20 protein-coding genes are annotated in these 20212 nt (G+C 67.4%); 13 read left to right on the top strand and 7 right to left on the bottom strand.

Annotated features, from left to right (window positions below; translation table 11 throughout):
- Window positions 1-7: 7 nt before the first annotated feature.
- The 5 genes from ACEI37_RS18155 to ACEI37_RS18135 all read right to left on the bottom strand — a co-directional run bounded on the left by ACEI37_RS18155 (window position 8) and on the right by ACEI37_RS18135 (window position 4556).
- The gene (locus tag ACEI37_RS18155) at window positions 8-418 is read right to left on the bottom strand and encodes a thioesterase family protein (protein ID WP_373380051.1); all 411 of its coding nucleotides are present in this window, start codon (window positions 416-418) and stop codon (window positions 8-10) included.
- An 88-nt stretch (window positions 419-506) separates the two neighbouring features.
- On the bottom strand, window positions 507-1436 hold the full coding sequence (locus tag ACEI37_RS18150) for an amidohydrolase (protein ID WP_373380050.1): 930 nt from the start codon (window positions 1434-1436) through the stop codon (window positions 507-509).
- 4 nt (window positions 1437-1440) lie between these two features.
- Entirely contained in the window at window positions 1441-2430 is a 990-nt protein-coding gene (locus ACEI37_RS18145) for a Bug family tripartite tricarboxylate transporter substrate binding protein (RefSeq protein ID WP_373380049.1), read from the bottom strand.
- 46 nt (window positions 2431-2476) lie between these two features.
- On the bottom strand, window positions 2477-3709 hold the full coding sequence (locus tag ACEI37_RS18140) for a CaiB/BaiF CoA transferase family protein (protein ID WP_373380048.1): 1233 nt from the start codon (window positions 3707-3709) through the stop codon (window positions 2477-2479).
- Between the two features lie 67 nt (window positions 3710-3776).
- Entirely contained in the window at window positions 3777-4556 is a 780-nt protein-coding gene (locus tag ACEI37_RS18135; protein WP_373380047.1) for an enoyl-CoA hydratase-related protein, read from the bottom strand.
- Between the two features lie 282 nt (window positions 4557-4838).
- Here ACEI37_RS18135 and ACEI37_RS18130 point away from each other — a divergent pair, with 282 nt between their 5' ends.
- From ACEI37_RS18130 to ACEI37_RS18090, 9 genes are all read left to right on the top strand, one after another.
- Window positions 4839-5978 carry an iron-containing alcohol dehydrogenase gene (locus tag ACEI37_RS18130; protein ID WP_373380046.1) on the top strand — a complete coding sequence of 380 codons (1140 nt, stop codon included), beginning with the start codon at window positions 4839-4841 and terminating at the stop codon, window positions 5976-5978.
- A 39-nt stretch (window positions 5979-6017) separates the two neighbouring features.
- Window positions 6018-6983 (top strand): Bug family tripartite tricarboxylate transporter substrate binding protein, encoded by a 966-nt coding sequence (locus ACEI37_RS18125; protein WP_373380045.1) that lies wholly within the window; start codon window positions 6018-6020, stop codon window positions 6981-6983.
- Window position 6984: 1 nt separating this feature from the next.
- A complete protein-coding gene (locus tag ACEI37_RS18120; protein ID WP_373380044.1) occupies window positions 6985-8175 on the top strand; it encodes a fumarylacetoacetate hydrolase family protein in 1191 nt (396 codons plus the stop codon).
- 74 nt (window positions 8176-8249) lie between these two features.
- On the top strand, window positions 8250-9230 hold the full coding sequence (locus ACEI37_RS18115; protein ID WP_373380043.1) for a DctP family TRAP transporter solute-binding subunit: 981 nt from the start codon (window positions 8250-8252) through the stop codon (window positions 9228-9230).
- A 9-nt stretch (window positions 9231-9239) separates the two neighbouring features.
- Window positions 9240-10172, top strand: coding sequence for an amidohydrolase (locus ACEI37_RS18110; protein WP_373380042.1), 933 nt, complete (start codon window positions 9240-9242; stop codon window positions 10170-10172).
- 28 nt (window positions 10173-10200) lie between these two features.
- On the top strand, window positions 10201-10701 hold the full coding sequence (locus tag ACEI37_RS18105) for a TRAP transporter small permease (RefSeq protein WP_373380041.1): 501 nt from the start codon (window positions 10201-10203) through the stop codon (window positions 10699-10701).
- 16 nt (window positions 10702-10717) lie between these two features.
- On the top strand, window positions 10718-11995 hold the full coding sequence (locus tag ACEI37_RS18100; RefSeq protein ID WP_373380040.1) for a TRAP transporter large permease: 1278 nt from the start codon (window positions 10718-10720) through the stop codon (window positions 11993-11995).
- Between the two features lie 40 nt (window positions 11996-12035).
- The gene (locus ACEI37_RS18095; RefSeq protein ID WP_373380039.1) at window positions 12036-13193 is read left to right on the top strand and encodes an L-lactate dehydrogenase; all 1158 of its coding nucleotides are present in this window, start codon (window positions 12036-12038) and stop codon (window positions 13191-13193) included.
- A 56-nt stretch (window positions 13194-13249) separates the two neighbouring features.
- Window positions 13250-13858 (top strand): PPC domain-containing DNA-binding protein, encoded by a 609-nt coding sequence (locus tag ACEI37_RS18090; RefSeq protein ID WP_373380038.1) that lies wholly within the window; start codon window positions 13250-13252, stop codon window positions 13856-13858.
- A 183-nt stretch (window positions 13859-14041) separates the two neighbouring features.
- On the opposite strand, the gene ACEI37_RS18085 is transcribed toward ACEI37_RS18090, so the two are convergent.
- Window positions 14042-14983, bottom strand: a complete 942-nt coding sequence (locus ACEI37_RS18085) for a cyclase family protein (protein WP_373380275.1) — start codon at window positions 14981-14983, stop codon at window positions 14042-14044.
- Between the two features lie 71 nt (window positions 14984-15054).
- Complete coding sequence (locus tag ACEI37_RS18080; RefSeq protein WP_373380037.1) at window positions 15055-15378, bottom strand: adenylate cyclase; 324 nt, start codon at window positions 15376-15378, stop codon at window positions 15055-15057.
- Window positions 15379-15833: 455 nt separating this feature from the next.
- On the opposite strand from ACEI37_RS18080, the gene ACEI37_RS18075 reads away from it, so the two are divergent.
- Genes ACEI37_RS18075 through ACEI37_RS18060 form a run of 4 tightly spaced genes read left to right on the top strand, consistent with a single transcriptional unit; the run spans window position 15834 to window position 20179 of the window.
- Window positions 15834-16682, top strand: a complete 849-nt coding sequence (locus ACEI37_RS18075) for a MurR/RpiR family transcriptional regulator (protein ID WP_373380036.1) — start codon at window positions 15834-15836, stop codon at window positions 16680-16682.
- Between the two features lie 29 nt (window positions 16683-16711).
- Window positions 16712-17944, top strand: coding sequence for a diaminopropionate ammonia-lyase (locus ACEI37_RS18070; protein ID WP_373380035.1), 1233 nt, complete (start codon window positions 16712-16714; stop codon window positions 17942-17944).
- Window positions 17941-19188 (top strand): M20 family metallo-hydrolase, encoded by a 1248-nt coding sequence (locus tag ACEI37_RS18065; protein WP_373380034.1) that lies wholly within the window; start codon window positions 17941-17943, stop codon window positions 19186-19188. Before ACEI37_RS18070 ends, ACEI37_RS18065 begins: the two co-directional genes overlap by 4 nt.
- Before the next feature lie 46 nt (window positions 19189-19234).
- The gene (locus tag ACEI37_RS18060) at window positions 19235-20179 is read left to right on the top strand and encodes an N-carbamoyl-D-amino-acid hydrolase (protein ID WP_373380033.1); all 945 of its coding nucleotides are present in this window, start codon (window positions 19235-19237) and stop codon (window positions 20177-20179) included.
- The last annotated feature ends 33 nt before the right edge of the window (window positions 20180-20212 follow it).

Here is a 20212-nt window from a genome sequence, read left to right as displayed (position 1 = left end):
CGCGGTTTCAGGCCGCGGCGGCCATCGATGCCGTCTTCTTCTGCACGCGTGCGCGCAAGCGCTCGACATCGACCACGAAGCGCCGATGCGTGCCGCTGCAAACCCGCTCCACCGCATCATCGGCGGTCACGCTGAACGTGACACTGCGTCCATCGATGGCCGTGATCTCGGCATGGATCCGCACCTCGCCGCCCAGCGGCGTGGCCCCGGTGTGCTGCACCGAAACTTCCGCACCCACCGAGCTTTCGCCGTCATCCAGAAAGCCTTGCAGGAAGTCGAGGCACGTCTGTTCGATATCGCGTACCAGCTCGGGCGTGGCGTAGATGCGCAGGCTTTCGCCGAGAAAATCGATGGTGCGCTGGCGGTCGACCGTCAGCGTGCGCGCGCAGGCCGCGCCGGGTTGCAATCCGTTCTTCATCATGGGTTCCTTTCAAGTCTGGGGGCGAAGCCGCCCTTCCCGCCCCCGGCGCGAACCGGGCGGGTGGCGGATCGTTGGCTATGCGTTGCTACAGGCGATAGAAGCGCGCGGCGTTGTCGTGCCACAGCGCGCGCTGCTGTTCGGGCGGATAAACGGCGATGGCGGCGCGGAAGCCCGCCACGATGGTGTCGTAGCCGGCCACCAGGCTGTCCACCGGGTAGTTGCTGGCGAACATGCAGCGCTCCGCGCCGAAGATGGCGATGGCGTCGCGGATCACGGGCACGTTGTCGGCCTGCGTCCACGGCTTGCCGGGCAATCCCAGGCCCGATATCTTCACGGCGACATTGGGTTGCGCGGCCAGCCCGGCCATCGCGGCGCGCCAGCCGGCCAGGCCGGCTTCGCTGCGGTCGGCGGGCAGCCCGGTATGGTTCAGGATCAGCTGCGTGCCCGGGAAATCCCGCGCCAGTGCAGCCGCCTGGTCCAGGTTCCACCACGGCGCCTGCAGGTCGAAGGACATGCCATGGCGGGCCAGCAAGGCGTAGCCGCGCCGCCAGCGTTCGTCGTCCATCGAGCCCGGCACGCCGCGCCGTGCGTCCTCGCGCCGTGCGGCGGTCACCGGCTTGTTGCGGATGCCGCGCATCATGGCGTAGGCGGCATGGCCCGCCAGCACTTGCTCGACATCGCCGCGGTCTAGCTGGGCATGACCGACGATCGCCGTGGGCCGCCCCGTCCGCGTGGCGAGCTGCGTCAGCCATGCGGTCTCGTCGACCGGATTGGCGCGCGCCCATTCGGCTTCGACATGCACCGTCTTCACCGGCGCGCAGCCTTCCGTGTCGCGTGCCAGGTCCTCCGGAAGGTAATTCCGGCGCAGCGCCGAGTAATCGCCATAGCGGAAGTGCGGCACCGTGTCGTCCTGCAGCCACGGGTACGGGTTGTTCGCCAGGTCCCAGAAATGCTGGTGCGCATCGATAAAGGGCTCGACGGACGCCGCGTTTTCGGCGGGTGGGTCATCGCGCATGGACCTACTCCTTGACGCTGATGCGGCTGGCCAGCTGCTTGAACTGCGCCGACTCCTTCACCATGGCGGCCTGCAGCGTCACGTCGTCGGCATAGGTATCGGTGCTGAAGTGCAGCTTCTCCAGCGTCTGGCGCATCACCGGCTCCTGCACGGAATTCGCGATCGCTGTCTTCAGTACCGCGATCACCTCGGGCGGCGTGCCCTTGGGCGCCGAGATGCCGCGCCAGATCCCCATCGACAGGTCGATCTTGCGCTCCTTCAGCGTTGGCACGTTGTCGAAGCCGCTGACCCGCTTGTCGGCCATCACCGCCAGCACCTTGAGCTTGCCCGCCGCGACATGCGTGAAGACCTCCGCCGTGCTGACCGTAACCGCATCGATATGCCCGCCCAGCAGCGCGAGCGTGGCAGGAGCGCCACCGGCATAAGGGATATGGTTGAATTTCGCGCCGGTCTTGTCGGCTAGGGCGGCGGCCGCCATGTGCCACGCGGAGCCCTGCCCCGCGTTGCCGACGCGGATATTGGCGTCCGGCTTGCGCGCATCGGCGACAAACTGCTCGATCGTGGTCCACGGCGCATCGGCCCGTACCGCCACGGCGGCCGGGTCGGCGTTCAGGCGTGCAATGGGGATCAGGTCCTGGTAGGTAAACTTGGCCAGCCCGAGGTAGTTCAGGAAGGTCAGCTCGCTGGACGACAGCACCAGCTTGTAGCCGTCAGGCTTAGCGTTGACCACTTCGCCCAGGCCTACCGAGCCGCTGGCGCCCGGCTTGTTGATCACGACGATCGGTTGCGGCAGGTGTCTGGCGGCCGCGGTGGACAGCGCGCGCGCCACCACGTCGGCCCCGCCGCCTGCCTGCCACGGCACGATCAGTTCGATGCGCCGGCTGGGGTAGGTTTCCGCACTCGCCGAGGCCGCGCCGCCCAGCAGGGCCGGCAGCCCCAGCACCACGGCCACCGGCATCACCCAGCGCCGCATCAGCGAACGTGAAATCGTCATGGTTGTCTCCTGTCTTTTATCGGTATAGATGATGAACGCGGCGCGCTCAGGCGGCGCCGCGTTCCAGTTCCTGTGCGCGGGCCGGTGCGCCGAACGCCCCCTGCGCGCGCAGCCGCGTGACGGTGGCCGCGTCCAGGCCGAACTCGCCCAGCACCTCGTCGGTATGCTGCCCCAGCAACGGCGCCGGATAGCGCACCTGCTGCGGCGTGCCGCTCAGCTTGACCGGGAAGCCCAGCGCCTTGACCCGCCCTTCGACCGGGTGATCGATCTCCAGCACCATGTCCCGCGCCACCGCCTGTTCGCTGGCCAGCGCTTCGTCGTAGGTGAAGATCGGGGCCGCCGGCACACCGGCCGCCAGCAGCGCGTCGACCCACTCCGCCGCCGGCTTGCGCGCGAATTCTGCCTCAATTTCCGGAATCAGGGCGGCGCGGTTGCGGATGCGGGCGGCGTTGTCGGTAAAGCGCGCATCGGCAAGCAGGTCGGGCCGCCCGATCACCTCGCACAGCGCCGCCCACAGCTTGGGGTTGGCCGCGCCAATGACAAAGTGCCGGTCGGCGGCCCGCACCGCCTGGTACGGCGCGCTCATGCGGTTGGCGCTGCCGATCGGCACCGGCACCTCGCCGGTGCCCCAGAACTCGGCCGACTCCCATACCGACAGTCCCAGCGCCGTCTCGAACAGCGACGCATCCACGTATTGCCCCTGCCCGGTATGCTCGCGCCCCATCAGCGCGCTGAGCACGCCATAGGCGGTAAACAGCCCGGCCCCCAGGTCGGCGATCGGCACGCTGGCCTTGACCGGCGGCGCGTCCGGATGGCCCATCACGCTCATCACGCCCGACATGGCCTGCGCGATCAGGTCCAGCCCCGGGCGCCGCGACCACGGCCCGGTCTGGCCAAAGCCAGAGATGCTGGCGTAGACCAGGCGCGGATTGATCTCGCGCAGCACCGCATAGTCGATCTTCAGGCGCGCGGCCACGCCCGGACGGTTGTTTTCCACCAGCACGTCGGCGCCGTGCACCAGTTCATAGAAGGCTTCCAGCCCGGCGGGGTTCTTCAAGTCGATCTCGACACTGCGCTTGTTGCGGTTCAGCGCCAGGAAGCCGCCGCTGTCATCGCCCTTGAGCCGGAAGCCCATCGACTTGCGGGTCTGGTCGCCGGCACCCGGCGCCTCGACCTTGATGACGTCGGCGCCCATGTCGCCCAGCAGCATGCAGCAGAACGGACCGGCCATGATCTGGCTGACGTCGAGGACCTTGATTTTCGATAACGGCAAATTCATCGATACCACCTGAGGTTGGGCAGCCGCATGGCATCGCGGCGCCGCGGTAATTGGAAAGAAGGTGCTTTCAACGGCCCACGAATTGCGGCCGGGCCTTGTCGATAAAGGCGCGGTGCCCGATACGGAAATCCTCGGTATCGAAGCAGGCATAGGACTCGGCATGCTCTTCCGGACGCAGCGGCGTCGGATCGAGCAGCCTGCGCACGAACTGCTTGTGCCAGCGCGCCACCAGCGGCGCGCCGGCGGCAATGCGCCGTGCCGCCGCGTAGGCTTCGTCCGCCACGGCCTCGTCCGCCACCACGCGATTGACCAGGCCCTTGTGCAGGGCCTCGTCGGCGTCGAACACGCGGCCTTCCAGCACGATCTCGAGTGCGGTCGCCGGCCCCGCCAGCGCGACCAGCCCGCCCAGTTCGCCATACGACATCACCAGCCCGAGCCGGTTGACCGGCACGCCGAAGCGGCTCGACTTGCCGCAGATGCGCAGGTCGCACATCGACGCGATTTCCAGCCCGCCGCCGACGCACGCACCCTGGATCAGCGCGATGGTCGGATGCCGGCATTCGGCGATGGCGCGCATGGTGGCGTTGGTGATCTCGCCATACTGCTGCGCCTGCGCGGCGTTGGCGCGCATGGTGTCGAACTCGGCGATGTCGGCGCCGGCGGCGAAGGCCTTGTCGCCGGCGCCGCGCAGCACCACGCAGCGCAGCGTGTCGTCGGCCGACAGGCTCTGGATGGCTTCGGTCAGGCCCTGCCACATGGACAGATCCATGGCATTGAGCTTGTCCGGATTGTTCAGCGTGATGGTGGCGACCTGGGCGTCGCGCTCGATCAGGATTGGTTGTCTCATGGTTGTCGTTGGTGTGGAGGAGGCCCGGCAGCGGGCGGTGGTCCGGAATCCGGCTGGTCTGCGCCAGTCTAGGGCCCGCGCCGCGCGCCGCAAAACGAGAAAATCTCAGCACCGCTTCAAGAAAAACTAGGCGTTCGCTGCTGTGAGTTTTTCTTGGGCTGACTTCAAGTAATTCCACGTTGTGACCCGCGGGCCTTGTTCCTAGACTTCGTCACCAATGCAGCCGGCCTGCCCCGCATATCCCGCGGCACCCGGCACACCCCCACACAGCATGGAGACAAGATGGCCCTGATCAACTACATCACCCAGATCCAGATCGACTTCGGCGCGATCGGGCTGCTGGCCCAGGAATGCGAGCGCATCGGCATCACGCGCCCGCTGGTGGTCACCGACGCCGGCGTCAAGGCCGCCGGCATCGTGCAGCGCGTACTGGAGCAGCTGCGCCCCGGCTGCGAGGCGGTGATCTTCGACGGCACGCCGTCCAACCCGACCGAGGCCGCCATGCGCGAGGCCACGCGCCTCTATGGCGAGTACCGTTGCGACGGCATCATCGCGGTGGGCGGCGGCTCGCCGATCGACCTGGCCAAGGGGGTCGCGGTCTGCGCCACCCACGACGGGCCGCTGCGCCAGTTCGCCGCGATCGAGGGCGGCGTGACGCGGATCACGGCGGCCACCGCACCGGTGATCGCGATCCCCACCACCGCCGGCACCGGCAGCGAGGTCGGCCGCGGCGCGGTGCTGATCCTCGACGACGGCCGCAAGGTCGGCGTGTTGTCGCCCTACCTGGTGCCGCGCGTGGCGATCTGCGATCCTGAGCTGACGCTGGGCCTGCCGCCGATGCTGACCGCGGCCACCGGCATGGATGCCATCGCCCATTGCCTGGAAACCTTCATGGCGCCGGCCTTCAACCCGCCCGCCGACGGCATCGCGCTCGACGGCCTGCGCCGCGCCTGGCTGCACATCGAGCGCGCACGCCGGGAGCCGCAGGACCGTGCCGCGCGCCTGGCGATGATGAGCGCATCGATGCAGGGCGCGCTCGCGTTCCAGAAGGGGCTGGGCTGCGTGCACAGCCTGAGCCATGCGCTCGGCGGGCTGATGCCGACGCTGCACCACGGCACGCTGAACGCCGTGCTGCTGCCCGCGGTGATCCGCTTCAACGCCGAGGCGCCGTCGATGCGCACCGACGACAAGCTGGCCCGCATCGCTCAGGCGATGGGACTGGCCGATGCGGACGCTGTCGCTCCGGCCATCACCGGCATGAACCGGCGCCTGGGCCTGCCCGCGTGCCTGCGCGAGATGGGCGTCGATCCGGACCTGTTCCCGCGGGTTGTCGACTACGCCCTGGCCGATCACTGCCACAAGACCAACCCGCGCGAAGCCAGCGCCGAGGACTACCTCGGGCTGCTCCAGGCCTCGCTGTAAGACCGACGCATCCCCAACAACAACATCAGGAGACAACGCATGCGACGTCGCACCTTCCTGTGCGCGGGCGCGGCCACATTGGCCACGCCGCTGGCAGCCAGGTCCCAGGCATTGCCGACCGGCCCGATCCGCATCATCGTGGGTTTCCCCCCGGGCGGCGGCACCGATGTGATGGCGCGCGTGCTCGCGCAGCAGCTGTCGGCGCTGTGGCGGGTCTCGGTCATCGTCGAGAACCGGCCCGGCGCCGCCGGCGTGGTCGCCGCCGAGTACACCGCGCGCCAGGCGCCGGACGGCGCCACGCTGCTGATGACCAACATCAGCAACCATGCCATCGCGCCCAGCCTGTACCCGAAACTGGGCTACTCGGTGGAAAAGGACTTCACGCCGGTCATGCTGGTCGGCGTCACGCCCAACCTGCTGATCTGCCATACCGGCGGACGGGCACGCTCGGTGGCCGACGTGGTCGCCCTGTGCCGCAGCCAGCCGGGCAAGATCACCTTCGGCTCGTCCGGCGCCGGCGCGGCGCAGCACCTGGCGCTGGAGATGTTCAAGCTGCGCGCCGGCGTGGATGCGCTGCACGTGCCGTACCGCGGCTCGGCGCCGATGCTGACCGACCTGATCGGCGGCCAGATCGACTTCAGCTTCGAGACCATGACCTCGGCCACGCCGCAGATCCAGGGCGGCAAGGTGATGGCGATCGCGCAGACGCGCACGCGCCGCGCAGCCAGCTATCCCAATGTACCGACGCTGGCGGAATCAGGCTTTCCCGGCTTCGATGCCGGCACCTGGTACGGGCTGGTCGGCCCCGCCGGGCTGCCTGCGCCGATGGTCCAGCGCATGAATGCGGACCTGAACAAGGTGCTGGCGCTGCCCGACGTGGCGGGCAAGCTGGCCGGCTTCGGTGCCGAGGATGGCGGCGGCAGCGCTGCTCGCTTCGCGCAGTTCATCGCCACGGAGCGCGCCAAGTGGGCGCGCGTGGTCAAGGACGCCAACGTCAAGGTGTGACATGACACGACGCATCTCGGTTGAAGAAACCCTGCCGCGCGACGCCGAGCGCGCCTTGCTGGTGGGCCGCGCGTGGCTGCCCGGCCCGCACGGCGGCCCCGTGACGGTGGTGGTGCGTGGCGCGGAACTGTTCGATATCACGGCGACCGCGCCCACCATTGCCGGCCTGCTCGCGCTGCGCGACTGCGCCGATCGCGTGCGGCAGGCCACCGGGCCGTCGCTGGGGCCGCTGCAGGACTGGCTCGACGCGACCTGCGCGCATGGGCCGGACCCGGAACACCGCCACCTGCTGGCGCCGAACGACCTGCAGGTGGTCAAGGCCGCCGGCGTGACCTTTGCGGCCAGCCTGGTCGAGCGCGTGATCGAGGAGCGCGCGCGCGGCGACGCGGCCAGTGCCGCCGCCGTGCGCGAGAGTGTCGGCGCCATCGTCGGCACGGGCTTCGCCTCGATCCGCCCGGGCTCGCCCGAGGCCATGCGCATCAAGGAAGTGCTGGTCGCGCAGGGGTTGTGGTCGCAATACCTGGAAGTCGGCATCGGCCCGGACGCGGAGATTTTCACCAAAGCCGCGCCGCTGTCGTCGGTGGGCACCGGAGTGGATGTCGGCCTGCATCCGGCCTCGACCTGGAACAACCCCGAGCCGGAGGTGGTGCTGGCGGTATCGCCACGCGGCGAGATCGTCGGCGCAGCGCTGGGCAACGATGTCAACCTGCGCGACTTCGAAGGCCGCAGCGCGCTGCTGCTGGGCAAGGCCAAGGACAACAACGCGTCCTGCGGCATCGGCCCGTGGATACGGCTGTGCGATGCGCATTTCGGCATCGACGAGATCGCGCGTACCGAGATCGACCTGACCATCGAAGGCGAGGATGGCTTCGTGCTGCATGGCGCCAGCGCGATGACGCAGATCAGCCGTGCGCCGCAGGAACTGGTGGCGCATGCGATGGGCGCGCACCACCAGTATCCCGACGGCATGATGCTGTTCTGCGGCACGCTGTTCGCGCCGGTGCAGGACCGCGATGCGCCCGGCGCCGGCTTTACCCATCACCTCGGCGACCGCGTCAGCATCTCCGCGCCGCGCCTCGGCGGCCTGGTGAACTGGGTCGGCACCAGCGACGCGCTGCCGCCGTGGACCTTCGGCATCGGCGCGCTGATGGCCAGCCTGGCCCGGCGCGGGCTGCTGCATCCGCCGCCCTGATATCCGCCCCCGCACGGGGCACCCCAGAGCCCGGCACACATCGACCGGGCCGCATGACAAACCCAGGAGACACCATGAAACACGTTATCCCGCATATCGTGCTGGCAGCGCTATTGTCCGTTGCCGGCGTGGCACAGGCACAGGCACCGGTGAAGCTGCGCTTCGCCCACACCGTTCCGGAAACCGATTCGCAGCACCAGGCCGCGCTCGCCTTCAGCAAGAAGGTCAAGGAGCGCACCCAGGGCGGCGTCGAGATCCAGGTCTTCGCCAACAGCCAGCTCGGCAACGACACCACGCTGGTCACCGGCGTGCGCAGCGGCACCATCGATATCGGCGCCACCGGCAATCCCTTTGTCACAGGCCTGGCGCCGCGCCTGAACGTGCTCGACCTGCCCTACCAGTTCGAGGACGGCCCCTCGGCCTACAAGGTGCTGGACGGCGCCGTCGGCCGCTCGCTGCTGGATGAACTGGGCGCCCACCGCATCAAGGGCCTGGCGTTCTGGGAGATCGGCTTCCGCAGCCTGGGCAATAACAAGCGCCCGGTCAACAAGGCCGAGGACATCCGCGGCCTGAAGATCCGCACCACGCCCAACCCGTCGCATATCAAGGCTTTCCAGTTGCTGGGCGCGAGCCCGCAGCCGATGCCGTTCGCGGAGGTCTTCGGCGCGCTGGAATCCGGTGCGGTCGATGGGCAGGAGAATCCGCCCACGCTGATGGTGTCGGCCAAGATGTACGAGGTGCAGAAGTACGTGTCGATGACGCGCCACGCCTATACCGCGCTGGTGGTGCTGATGAACAAGGCGAAGTTCGACGCGCTCAGGCCCGAGCACCAGAAGGTGCTGCTGGAAGAGGCCGCCGCCGCCGCCACCTACCAGCGCAAACTCAACGCCGACAACGAGGCCGCGGCCATCGCCACGCTGCGCGCCCGGGGCGTGCAGGTCAACGAGCATCCCGACAACGCCGGCATCCGCAAGGTGGTGCGCGAGGAAACGCGCCAGCTGTTCGTGCAGAAGAACGGCGACGCCGTGCTGCGCGCCATGGACGCCCAGCGCTAGGAGCACGCGATGCCTGCCATCCCCGCCGCCATCGTCGATGCCCACCACCACCTGTGGCGGCTCGGCTCCGCGCGCCACCCGTGGCTGCAGGAGGGGTACGACCCTGCCGCCTTCTTCCTTGGCGACTACACCGCGTTGCGGCAGGACTTCGATCCCACCGACTACCTGCGCCAGTGGGACGGCCTGCCGCTCGCCGCCAGCGTCCACGTGGAAGCCGAACGTCATGCGGACGAGTCGGTGGCGGAGACCGCGTGGCTGCACCAGGTCCACGCGCGCCACGGTTTTCCCAACGCGGTGGTGGCGCATGCCGATTTCAACAGCGACACGCTGGCGGCACAGCTGCGCGCGCACCAGGCCTTCCCGCTGGTGCGGGGCTTGCGGTGCAAGCCGCGCACCAGCCGGACGGCGGATGGCAGCGTGCGCGGCCAGCCCGGCACGCTGCAGGATCCGCGCTGGCGGTCCGGCCTGCAGCGGCTGGCCGAGCAAGGCCTGGCGTGGGACCTGCGGGTGCCATGGTGGCACCTGGAGGAAGCCGCCGAGGCGATCGCGGCGGTGCCCGGCCTGGCCGTGGTGGTGGAACACGCCGGCCTGCCGTGGGACCGCACCGAGGCCGGCCTGTCCGGCTGGCGCCGCGGCCTGGCGGCATTGGCCAGCCTGCCAGGCGTGCACCTGAAGCTGTCCGAGTTCGGCCTGCCGCATGCGGCGTGGGACCGCGCCGGCAATGTCGGCGTGATCCGCCAGGCGCTGGAGATCTTCGGCTGGCAGCGCTGCATGTTCGCCAGCAACCTGCCCGTGTCGGGGCTGCGCGCGTCGCTGCATGAAATCGTCAATACCGTCGCCGCCGCGCTGGAAGACCTGCCCGGCGCCGCCGCGCAGGCGGTGTGGCACGACAACGCCATGCGCTTTTACCGGATCGCGGCCGCCGCGCCACGCCTGCGCTGACGCCCGATCCATCCAGGAGTTCCGAATCATGAATCGAATTACGCTGCGCCTGATCCAGGGCGCGATGGTCGCCATGATGGCCACCATGATCGTGCTGGTCTTTGGCAACGTGGTCCTGCGCTACGTCTTCAATTCCGGCATTGCCTTCTCCGAGGAAGCCTCGCGCTTCGTCTTCATGTGGCTGACGCTGACCGGCGCCCTGCTGGTCATGCATGACAAGGCCCACCTGGGCATGTCCACCGTGGTATCGCGGCTGGGCGAGAACGGCCAGCGTGCCTGCCGCCTGCTCGCCGACGCAGGCGCCCTGGGCTGCTGCCTGCTGCTGGCCCACGGCGCGTGGCAACTGGTAGCAATCGGCATGGACGACCGCGCCCCCGTTACCGGCGTGCCGCTCGGCGTGGTCTATGCCTGCCTGCTGGTGTGCAGCGTCGGCATGGCGGCGATGCTGCTGCACGGCCTGTGGCGCCTGGCCAGCGGCCGCATGGCGCAGCATGAACTGGTGCCTCAGTCCGGCACCTCCGGCGAATAAGCGCAGGGAGCCCGTCATGACCATCTTTGTCTTTGTCGGCTCGCTGCTGGGCGCGATGTCGCTCGGCATGCCCATCGCCTTCGCGCTGCTCGCGTCCGGGGTCGCGCTGATGCTGCACCTGGGCAATTTCGATACGCAGATCCTCGCGCAGAACATGCTCGAGGGCGTCAACAACTATCCGCTGATGGCGGTGCCGTTCTTCATGCTGGCGGGCGAACTGATGAACGCCGGCGGGCTGTCGCGGCGCATCGTCCGCGTCGCCGACGCAGCGGTCGGGCACGTCCGTGGCGGACTGGGCTATGTGGCGATCATCGCCGCGACGGTGGTGGCCAGCATCTCCGGCTCCGCGGTGGCCGATACCGCCGCGGTCGCCGCGCTGCTGATCCCGATGATGCGCAATGCGGGCTATAACGTGCCGCGCGCGGCGGGCCTGATCGCGGCGGGCGGCATCATCGCGCCGGTGATCCCGCCGTCGATCGCCATCGTGGTGTTCGGCGTGGTGGCGCAGGTGTCGATCACCAAGCTGTTCCTCGCCGGCATCGCGCCCGGCGCGATGATGGCGCTGACGCTCGCCGTCACCTGGCACTTCTGCGCGCGCAAGGAAAAGCTCGCGCCCCCCGAGCCGTTCAACGCGCGTCGCCTGGTCAAGGCCGCCTTAGATGGCATCTGGGCCCTGGTGCTGCCGGTGGTGATTATCGGCGGCATGAAGATCGGCGCGTTCACGCCGACCGAGGCGGCGGTGGTGGCGGTGGTCTACGCCATGGTGGTGGGCCGCTTCGTCTACGGCGAACTGAAGCTGCGCGCGCTGCCGGAGCTGATCGTCACCGCGGCCAAGACTTCCAGCACGGTGCTGTTCCTGGTGGCCTGCGCACTGGTGTCGGCATGGTTGATCACCATCGCCAATATCCCGGCGCAGGTGACCGACCTGCTCGAACCCTTCATCGACAACAAGATCCTGCTGATGCTGGTCATCATGATCCTGGTGATCGTGGTCGGCACCGCGCTCGACCTGATGCCGACGGTGCTGATCATGACGCCGATCCTGATGCCGGTGATCACCAAGGCGGGCATCGACCCGGTGTATTTCGGCGTGATGTTCGTGCTCAACAACGCCATCGGCCTGCTGACGCCGCCGGTGGGCACGGTGCTCAACGTCGTGGCGGGCACTTCCCGCTGCAGCCTCGACAGCGTGATCGGCGGGGTCTGGCCGTTCCTGCTGAGCCTGACCGCGTTGATGTTCCTGTTCGTGCTGTTCCCGCAACTGATCCTCGTGCCGGCCGCATGGCTGCATTGAGCCCACCATCGTTCCGCTTCTTCTCCTTGCAGGACACAGGATGTCATCCATCAACGAGATCGAGGACCTGCGCCGGCTCGCCCGGCAGCGGGTACCGCGCATGTTCTACGAGTACGCCGACTCCGGTTCGTGGACCGAATCCACCTACCGCGCCAACCAGCGCGAGTTCGGCCGCATCCTGCTGCGCCAGCGCGTGGCCGTGGATATCGGCGAGCGCCGCATCGCCACGCGGATGCTGGGCCAGGACGTGGCCATGCCGGTGGCGATCGCCCCGACCGGGCTGGCCGGCATGCAGCACGCCGACGGCGAGATCCTGGCCGCCCGCGCCGCGCGCGCTTTCGGCGTGCCGTTCACGCTGTCCACGGTCAGCATCTGCTCGATCGAGGACGTGGCCGAGGCCACCGGCGGCCATCCGTTCTGGTTCCAGCTCTATGTGATGCGCGACCGCGCCTTCGTCGAACGCCTGATGGATCGCGCCCGCGCCGCGGGCTGCCCGGCGCTGGTGTTGACGCTGGACCTGCCGGTCAGCGCGCAACGCCACAAGGACCTGCGCAACGGCCTGTCCGCGCCGCCGCGCCTGACACCCTGGAACCTGCTCAACATGATGGGCAAGCCGCGCTGGTGCCTGGGCATGCTGGGCACGCGCCGCCGCAGCTTCGGCAACATCATCGGCCATGTGCAGGGCGTCGACGACATGACCTCGCTGGCCGACTGGTCGAGCCGCCAGTACGACCCGACGCTGGACTGGGACGACGTGGCCTGGATCCGCCGCCGCTGGCCCGGCAAACTGGTGCTCAAGGGCATCCAGGACGTCGAGGATGCGCGCCTGGCCTGCCAGTCGGGCGCGGATGCGCTGATCGTGTCCAACCACGGCGGCCGCCAGCTCGACGGCGCGCCGGCGTCGATCCGCGCCTTGCCTGCCATCGCCGAGGCCGTGGGCGACCGCATCGAAGTCCATATGGACGGCGGCATCCGTTCCGGGCAGGACGTGCTCAAGGCGGTCGCCCTTGGCGCCAAAGGCGTCTATATCGGCCGGCCCATGCTGTATGGATTGGGCGCCATGGGACAGGCCGGCGTGACGCGCGCGCTGGAGATCATCCGCAAGGAACTCGACCTGACCATGGCCTTCTGCGGCCACACCGACATCCGAACAGTGGGCAAGGACATCCTGCTGCCGCCGCATCCGCCTGCTTCGTAAATTTTCTTGCCGTAGCCACAAACCCAACCGCAAACAAACCAGACAGGAGACAACCGATGATCCTTCGCAAAACACTGCGCGCCCGCCAGGCGCTCGCCATCCTCGCATCTGCCAGCGCCGTCGGCGCAGCCGCCCTGCTGCCCGCGCCAGCCGTGGCGCAGCCGGCTTCATCCGCCCAATGCAAGGCGGCACTGGACGCCCGGGCCCAGAACCCCAACTACCCGCGTGACAGCGTGCCGCGCTACATCAAGACCCCCACCGGCTACCTGCTGGTGCTGCGCATGGGCGACAACGTGTTCGAGCAGATCGAAGCCTTTGCCATCTGCGAGAAGGTGCCCAGCGCGAGCCTGTCGGCGATCGGCTTCGCCAACGTCACGTTCGGCTTCTGGGATGCCGGGAAAAAGCAGTTCAACCCGCGCACCTTCCGCAATGTGGAGATGGCCAGCATCGTCGGCAGCCTGGCGTGGAAGGAAGGCAAGCCGTCGATCCATGCGCACGGCGTGGCCGGAGACAGCAGTTTCGACACCTATGGCGGCCATATCCTGTCGATGGAAGTCGGCACCGGATCGCTGGAGGTAACCATCATCGCGCATCCACAGCTACTTGAACGTGGCACCGATCCGCGTATCGGTGCCAATGTGCTCGGGCTGCGCGATACGCACTAAGTACTCTTCTATGCGGCTTGGCAGATGCAAATTGCACATCTGCCAAGCTCGAGTCCTGCTAATCGGCGCCAAATCACGCAGTCCCCCGCAAGCCAACGTCCGCCTTCCACCGAAGGAGGTGCAGCGAGGCTTCAGGTTTCGGCTGGCGAAAACGGCTTGCGCGAGCCGTATTCGTATTCGTATTCATCGGATGGCCACAGGATTGACGTTGACTTGTGTGGAACCCACGTACAGCGGCTGGCCGAGCACAAAGAGAAACTCCCATGCCTTGTCCCGCACGAGGGCGCGGCTGTCGACTAGTTCCAAGTTGTAGATACCGCGCTTGGCCAGCATGTACTGGTTGACCGGGAATTCCTCATTGCCGCGTGGATTCGGATAGACCTCGGAGGCCCACGTGTCGCCGCCAAATGCGACGATGCCCTGGTCTGCCAGCCACTGTGCGGCTTCCATGCCGATGCCGGGTTCCACCTCGAGAAACTGCTTGCTGTCCTTGCCGATCAGCTCCAGCCACCCCGTGTTGAAGAGCACCACATCCCCCTTGCGCAGGGTCAGGCCCTCTTTCCTGAGCACGGCCTGGATGTCGGCGACCGTGAACTCTGTACCGCCGGGGACGATCGCCTTGCCATAGTGCGCGGTCATGTCTAGCACCACGCCCCGGGTGACGATCGGCGGCACCTTCTCGACACCGAGCTTCTTCACGCCGTCGACGGTGACAAAGTCGGCCACCTTGTTGCCGTTGTAGTAGACGTTGTCGATGCCGATGTGTCCGATGCCATTGAGCTGGGTGCCGACACCCGTCCAGGCGTTCACGAGTTCGTCGTTAAAGGTGAACTTGTTGGGCCCCAGCGACTTGCCTGCCTGCTGGCCCACCTGCACGTTGTAGAGCCGGAAGCTGCGGTGGCGGAACGCGGGCAGGTCCTTACCCACCGGTACGGCCAGCGGATAGGTCTTGCCCGTCTTCACCAGCGTGACGGCCTGCCTGACCACATTCGGGGTCAGCAGGTTCGCCGCACCGATTTCGTCGTCCGGGCCGTAGGCGGACTGCTGCCAGTCCGCCGCGGAGGCAGCGTGCATGGCAAGCGGCAGGATGACGGTCAGCGCAAGTTTTGCGAAAGTGTTCTTCATCATCGAATTGGATCTCAAATCAAATAGGGACGGCCGCCAGGAACTGGCATCGAACAGGCTTCGAACCGCGCTCAGAGCGCGCGCAAGCTGCCCTCGAGCCGATAGAAGTCCAGCGACGGCGCAGTGAAGTACGAACGCGAAGTGCCGGCGGCAAAGTCGTCCAGGTGGACAACAGTGGCCCGGTCAGCCTCCTGCCATGAGATCGCATAGATCTCGCCGGCGACGTGCTGCCACGTGTAGGCGACTTCGCCGATGGCACCGGCGAAGTCGCCTTCGGTGATCTCGTAGCGCATATGGACGCCGTCTTCGGCATAGGCGTTGATCGCGGTGAGCCCGGCGTAGCGGACTTTAAACGTCTTGCCGGCAAATGGCGGGCGATGGGTCGATGCGTTCATGGCTGGTCGCCTGCGAAGGCGTGAAAGAGGAAACGAATGGAACGCAGTGTGCCCGTTTTACTTTTGCGCAGAAAGTGGCCTATTGACCAAACTGTCTTGATTTGGGATCAACAATTAATATCACGCTCGATGAGCTCCTGGGCCGGTATTTGGCACGGACGGCGAGCCGTAGACGGATCACTCCGGAGGTGGCCGTCAAGCGCAGTGGCGGGTAGCTCGACCACGCAGCCTGCCCACGTGGCCCCAACCACGATGAAATCGCGAGGACGCGTCGCCAAACCGGCCGGGGTAAAGCCGCGCGCGCAAGGTGCCTCATTGGTCCCTCGGAGCGCCAGCACTCCTCCATGTGCACAAAAACCCATATCCTGAAACTTTGGTTTCATGCTTTCTTTTGATTGACACCAAAATTTCATACACCTATATTTATGAAACCGAAGTTTCACTCGGACTTGATTATGACCTCATCGTTGCAAGACAAGATCCTCGCCCTGAACGAACAGCTCACCGAAAGCGAACGCCGCCTGGCAGCCGTCACCCTGGAGTGCATCGGCAACCTCGCCGCTTATTCGGCCACGGAACTTGCGCATAAGGCCGGCGTTTCGAAGGCGACGGCCGGGCGCTTCTTCCGCCGACTTGGCTATGAGAACTTCAACGAGGTCCGGGCGTTGGTGCGCGATGAAGCTGACCGGGGCTCGCCGCTGTATGAACTGGCTGGCGTGCAGGCCCCGTCGGAAGACCAGACGCCGCTGGCGCGTCATCTCTCCAACGACCTACAGAATCTGGCGCAGACCTTCGACAGGCTGAACGTGGCCGACGTCGAACGTGCCGTTGCGCTGTTCGCCGAATCGAAGCGCGTCTTCATTGCGGGGTTTCGCAACGGCCGCGTACTGGCGCAATACGCGTGGGCGCTGCTCACGCAGTTGCGTCCGGGCGTGACGCTGGCCCCGGGCGCCGGGCTGAACCTTGCCGAAGACCTAGCCGACCTCGGCGCGGGAGACGTGCTGCTGGTGATGGACTTCCGCCGCCGCGTGACGCTGCTGTGGCCGATGGTCGCGCACGCCAACCGCGTCGGCGCCAAGGTCGTGATACTGACCGACCCGAGTGCCACTGACCTGCCCGCGCGTTCCGACGTGGTGCTTCGCTGCGTCAATCATGGCGCGGCGGTATTCGACTCCTATGTCGCTGCCGTCAGCCTGATCAACCATCTTTGCACGAATCTCGCGCTCGTCCTCGGCGACGCGGCGCGCGAGCGGCTCGAAGAGATCGAGTCGCTGCATGACCACTACGGCGACCTCCATCGCTAGCTGAACCAACCCGAACCAAGGAGACTGTCTTGAACCACCCGCTCCCCAACCTGAAGCTGCAATGCGCGCTGAACCCGGGCGCCCGCCCCGGCACACCGTACGGCGCGCGCCAGCAGGCAGTGCTCGGTGGCGACGCCTTTGCCCGCGCCGCCACGCAGATCCGCCGCTGGCCGGGCTACGCGCCGACGCCGCTGGTCTCACTCGATGGCCTCGCCCGCGCGGCCGGTATCGCGCAAATCCTCTACAAGGATGAAGGTGGTCGCTTCGGGCTGGGCAGCTTCAAGGCACTGGGCGGCGCGTATGCGGTCAGCCGGTTGCTGGTGCGCGAGATCGGCAGCCGGCTCGGCGTCGCCGACGTATCGTTCGACGACCTGCTCGCCGGCCGCTATGCCGACGTGGTGCGCGACATCACCGTGACCTGCGCGACCGATGGCAACCACGGTCGCTCGGTGGCCTGGGGCGCCCAGCGCTTCGGCTGCCAGTGCGTGATCTATATCCACGCCACCGTCAGCGAAGGCCGCAAGGAAGCCATCGAGCAATACGGTGCGCAAGTGGTCCGCACCGCCGGCAACTATGACGACTCCGTGCGCCAGGCCGCGGAAGACGCGGCTCGGCTGGGCCGCTTCGTGGTGTCCGACACCTCGTACGAAGGCTATATGGAAGTGCCAAAGGACGTGATGCAGGGGTACGCCGTGATGGCCGATGAAGCGCTGCAGCAGATGCCGGCGGGCCAGCTTCCGACCCACGTGTTTCTGCAAGGCGGCGTGGGTGGCTTGGCCGCTGCCGTGTGCGCGCACTTCTGGGAAGTGCTGGGCGACGCGCGCCCGCGCTTTATCGTGGTGGAACCGGACAAGGCCGCGTGCCTGTACGAAAGCGCGCGCGCCGGCAAGCCCGTGGCGGTGCATGGCGATCTCGATACCGTGATGGCGGGCCTGGCCTGCGGCGAAGTGTCGCTGCTGGCCTGGGAGATCCTGCATCCGGGCGCGCATGCGTTCCTGACTATCGACGATGCATCGGCACTCGACAGCGTGCGCCTCCTCGCCGACAGCCCCTATGGGGACGCACCGGTCGTCGCTGGCGAATCGGCCGTCGCCGGCCTGGCGGGCTGTCTCGGCGCGCTCGCCGATCCCGCCACGCGCGACGCGCTCGGCCTCAACGCAGACAGCCGCGTGCTTGTGTTCGGCAGCGAAGGCGCCACCGATGTCGCGCTGTATGAGCGCATCGTCGGCCGCCTGCCCGAAGACGTAAGGATATCGGCATGAACTCGAACCACGACCTCCAGCGGGTGGCGCGGATCGACCTGCCCCGTCTGCTGCGCCGGATCGCCGCGCTAGGCGAAGTCGGCGCCATCGACGGCGGTGGCGTCTGCCGGCTTGCGCTGACCGACGAGGACCGCGCCGGGCGCGACCTTGTGGTGTCGTGGATGCGCGAACTGGGTCTCTCGGTCAGCATCGACGGCATCGGCAACGTGGTCGGTGTACGCGCCGGACAGGAAGACCTGCCTCCGGTCATGACTGGCTCGCACATCGACACCGTGCGTACTGGCGGGCGCTATGACGGCAACCTCGGCGTGCTCGCCGGCCTGGAAGTGATGGCCGCGCTCGACGATGCTGGCATCGTCACGCGCCGTCCGCTCGCGGTCGCGTTCTTCACCAACGAAGAAGGCGCGCGCTTTGCCCCCGACATGATGGGCAGCCTTGTCTACCAGGGCGATCTGCCGCTGCAGCAGGCCTTGAATACGCGCGGCATCGACGGCACCACGGTTGGCGAGAACCTCGCCCGCATCGGCTACGCCGGTCCTGCGCCAGTGGGCTGCAACCAGGTCCATGCCTTTGTCGAGCTGCATGTGGAACAGGGCCCTGTGCAAGAGCATGAGGACGTCACCATTGGCGCCGTGACCGGTGTACAAGGCATCCACTGGACCGAGTTCACCATCGAAGGCACGTCGAACCATGCCGGCACGACCCCGATGCGGTTGCGCCATGATGCCGGGCTAGTCGCCGCGCGCGTGGCCTGCTTCGTACGCGACCTGTCGCGGGAACTAGGCGGGGCGCAACTCGCGACGGTCGGCCAGGTGCAGTTCTTCCCGAACCTCGTCAACGTGATTCCCAACCGCGCGGTGTTCACGGTGGACCTGCGCAATACCGACGGCGCCGTGCTCGCCGACGCGATCGCGCGCACCCACGCCTTCGCCGGCGAAGTGGCGAAGGCCGAGGGCGTACGGCTGTCCCAGCGCACGCTCGCTGACTTCGCGCCGGTAGCCTTCGACGAGGGCATGGTCGCCCGCGTCGAGGCCATCGCGCGCCGCCACGGCCACAGTGTGCGGCGCATGCCCAGCGGCGCCGGGCATGATGCGCAGATCCTCGCCCGCCAGTGCCCCGCCGGCATGATATTCGTGCCAAGCGTGGCCGGCCTCTCGCACAACGTTGCCGAACTGACCCATGACCACGATATCGGGGCCGGCGCCGGCGTGCTGCTCGACCTGATGCTCGAACTGGCCGCCTGACGGCCTGAGCGCCTGACATTTACCGCATAACAGGAGACTCCCCATCATGTCCCGCCTTGTCCACGTCGCCGCAGCCCAGCTCGGCCCGATCCAGCGAAGCGATTCGCGCCGCGACGTCGTCGCACGCCTGCTGGCCCACCTTCACCACGCCCATGAAATGGGCTGCCACCTCGTGGTGTTCCCGGAACTCGCCTTGACCACGTTCTTCCCGCGGTGGTTCATGGAAGACCCCGAGGAACTGAATTCCTTCTACGAACGTGAAATGCCCGGACCAGAAACCCGCATCCTGTTCGAAACAGCGGCGCGGCTCGGCATCGGCTTCTATCTCGGCTACGCGGAACTGGCGCTCGAGCAAGGCGTAGAGCGCCGCTACAACACTGCGATCCTGGTCGGACGCGACGGCAAGATCATTGGCAAGTACCGCAAGGTCCACCTGCCCGGCCACGACCAGCACGAACCGTGGCGCGCGTTCCAGCATCTGGAAAAGCGCTACTTCGAACCGGGCGACGACTTCGGCGTCTGGCAGGGGTTCGGGGGCGTCATGGGCATGGCGCTGTGCAACGACCGCCGCTGGTCGGAAACCTATCGCGTCATGGGCCTGCAGGGCGCCGAGATGATCCTGCTTGGCTACAACACGCCCGTGCACAATCCGCCCGCGCCCGAGCATGACGACCTGTCGATGTTCCACAACCATCTGGTCATGCAGGCCGGCGCCTACCAGAACGGCACTTGGGTGGTCGGCGTGGCGAAGGGCGGCAAGGAAGAAGGCTGCGAGATGATCGGCGGCACGTGCATCATCGCGCCGTCCGGCGAGATCGTCGCGGCATGTTCGACCAAGGGCGACGAGTTGGCAATTGCTCGCTGCGACCTGGACCTGTGCCAGTCATACAAGAGCACGACCTTCAATTTTGAACGGCACCGCCGCCCCGAGGCCTACGGCCGCATCACGAGCCAGCGTGGCGCCACGCCGCCGCAAGCCATGGCTGCCTGACTAAAGCGCTAGCCGCCCCCTCTTCCAGACCCA

The organism is Cupriavidus nantongensis, from assembly GCF_041726985.1.
Classification (GTDB): domain Bacteria; phylum Pseudomonadota; class Gammaproteobacteria; order Burkholderiales; family Burkholderiaceae; genus Cupriavidus; species Cupriavidus nantongensis_A.
This window is presented reverse-complemented; position numbering and strand designations above follow the sequence as displayed.

Bases quoted from the DNA above. Each gene is read 5' to 3' on its own strand.
- ACEI37_RS18155 (WP_373380051.1), bottom strand. From the start codon at position 418: ATGAAGAACGGATTGCAACCCGGCGCGGCCTGCGCGCGCACGCTGACG.
- ACEI37_RS18150 (WP_373380050.1), bottom strand. From the start codon at position 1,436: ATGCGCGATGACCCACCCGCCGAAAACGCGGCGTCCGTCGAGCCCTTT.
- ACEI37_RS18145 (WP_373380049.1), bottom strand. From the start codon at position 2,430: ATGACGATTTCACGTTCGCTGATGCGGCGCTGGGTGATGCCGGTGGCC.
- ACEI37_RS18140 (WP_373380048.1), bottom strand. From the start codon at position 3,709: ATGAATTTGCCGTTATCGAAAATCAAGGTCCTCGACGTCAGCCAGATC.
- ACEI37_RS18135 (WP_373380047.1), bottom strand. From the start codon at position 4,556: ATGAGACAACCAATCCTGATCGAGCGCGACGCCCAGGTCGCCACCATC.
- ACEI37_RS18130 (WP_373380046.1), top strand. From the start codon at position 4,839: ATGGCCCTGATCAACTACATCACCCAGATCCAGATCGACTTCGGCGCG.
- ACEI37_RS18125 (WP_373380045.1), top strand. From the start codon at position 6,018: ATGCGACGTCGCACCTTCCTGTGCGCGGGCGCGGCCACATTGGCCACG.
- ACEI37_RS18120 (WP_373380044.1), top strand. From the start codon at position 6,985: ATGACACGACGCATCTCGGTTGAAGAAACCCTGCCGCGCGACGCCGAG.
- ACEI37_RS18115 (WP_373380043.1), top strand. From the start codon at position 8,250: ATGAAACACGTTATCCCGCATATCGTGCTGGCAGCGCTATTGTCCGTT.
- ACEI37_RS18110 (WP_373380042.1), top strand. From the start codon at position 9,240: ATGCCTGCCATCCCCGCCGCCATCGTCGATGCCCACCACCACCTGTGG.
- ACEI37_RS18105 (WP_373380041.1), top strand. From the start codon at position 10,201: ATGAATCGAATTACGCTGCGCCTGATCCAGGGCGCGATGGTCGCCATG.
- ACEI37_RS18100 (WP_373380040.1), top strand. From the start codon at position 10,718: ATGACCATCTTTGTCTTTGTCGGCTCGCTGCTGGGCGCGATGTCGCTC.
- ACEI37_RS18095 (WP_373380039.1), top strand. From the start codon at position 12,036: ATGTCATCCATCAACGAGATCGAGGACCTGCGCCGGCTCGCCCGGCAG.
- ACEI37_RS18090 (WP_373380038.1), top strand. From the start codon at position 13,250: ATGATCCTTCGCAAAACACTGCGCGCCCGCCAGGCGCTCGCCATCCTC.
- ACEI37_RS18085 (WP_373380275.1), bottom strand. From the start codon at position 14,983: ATGAAGAACACTTTCGCAAAACTTGCGCTGACCGTCATCCTGCCGCTT.
- ACEI37_RS18080 (WP_373380037.1), bottom strand. From the start codon at position 15,378: ATGAACGCATCGACCCATCGCCCGCCATTTGCCGGCAAGACGTTTAAA.
- ACEI37_RS18075 (WP_373380036.1), top strand. From the start codon at position 15,834: ATGACCTCATCGTTGCAAGACAAGATCCTCGCCCTGAACGAACAGCTC.
- ACEI37_RS18065 (WP_373380034.1), top strand. From the start codon at position 17,941: ATGAACTCGAACCACGACCTCCAGCGGGTGGCGCGGATCGACCTGCCC.
- ACEI37_RS18060 (WP_373380033.1), top strand. From the start codon at position 19,235: ATGTCCCGCCTTGTCCACGTCGCCGCAGCCCAGCTCGGCCCGATCCAG.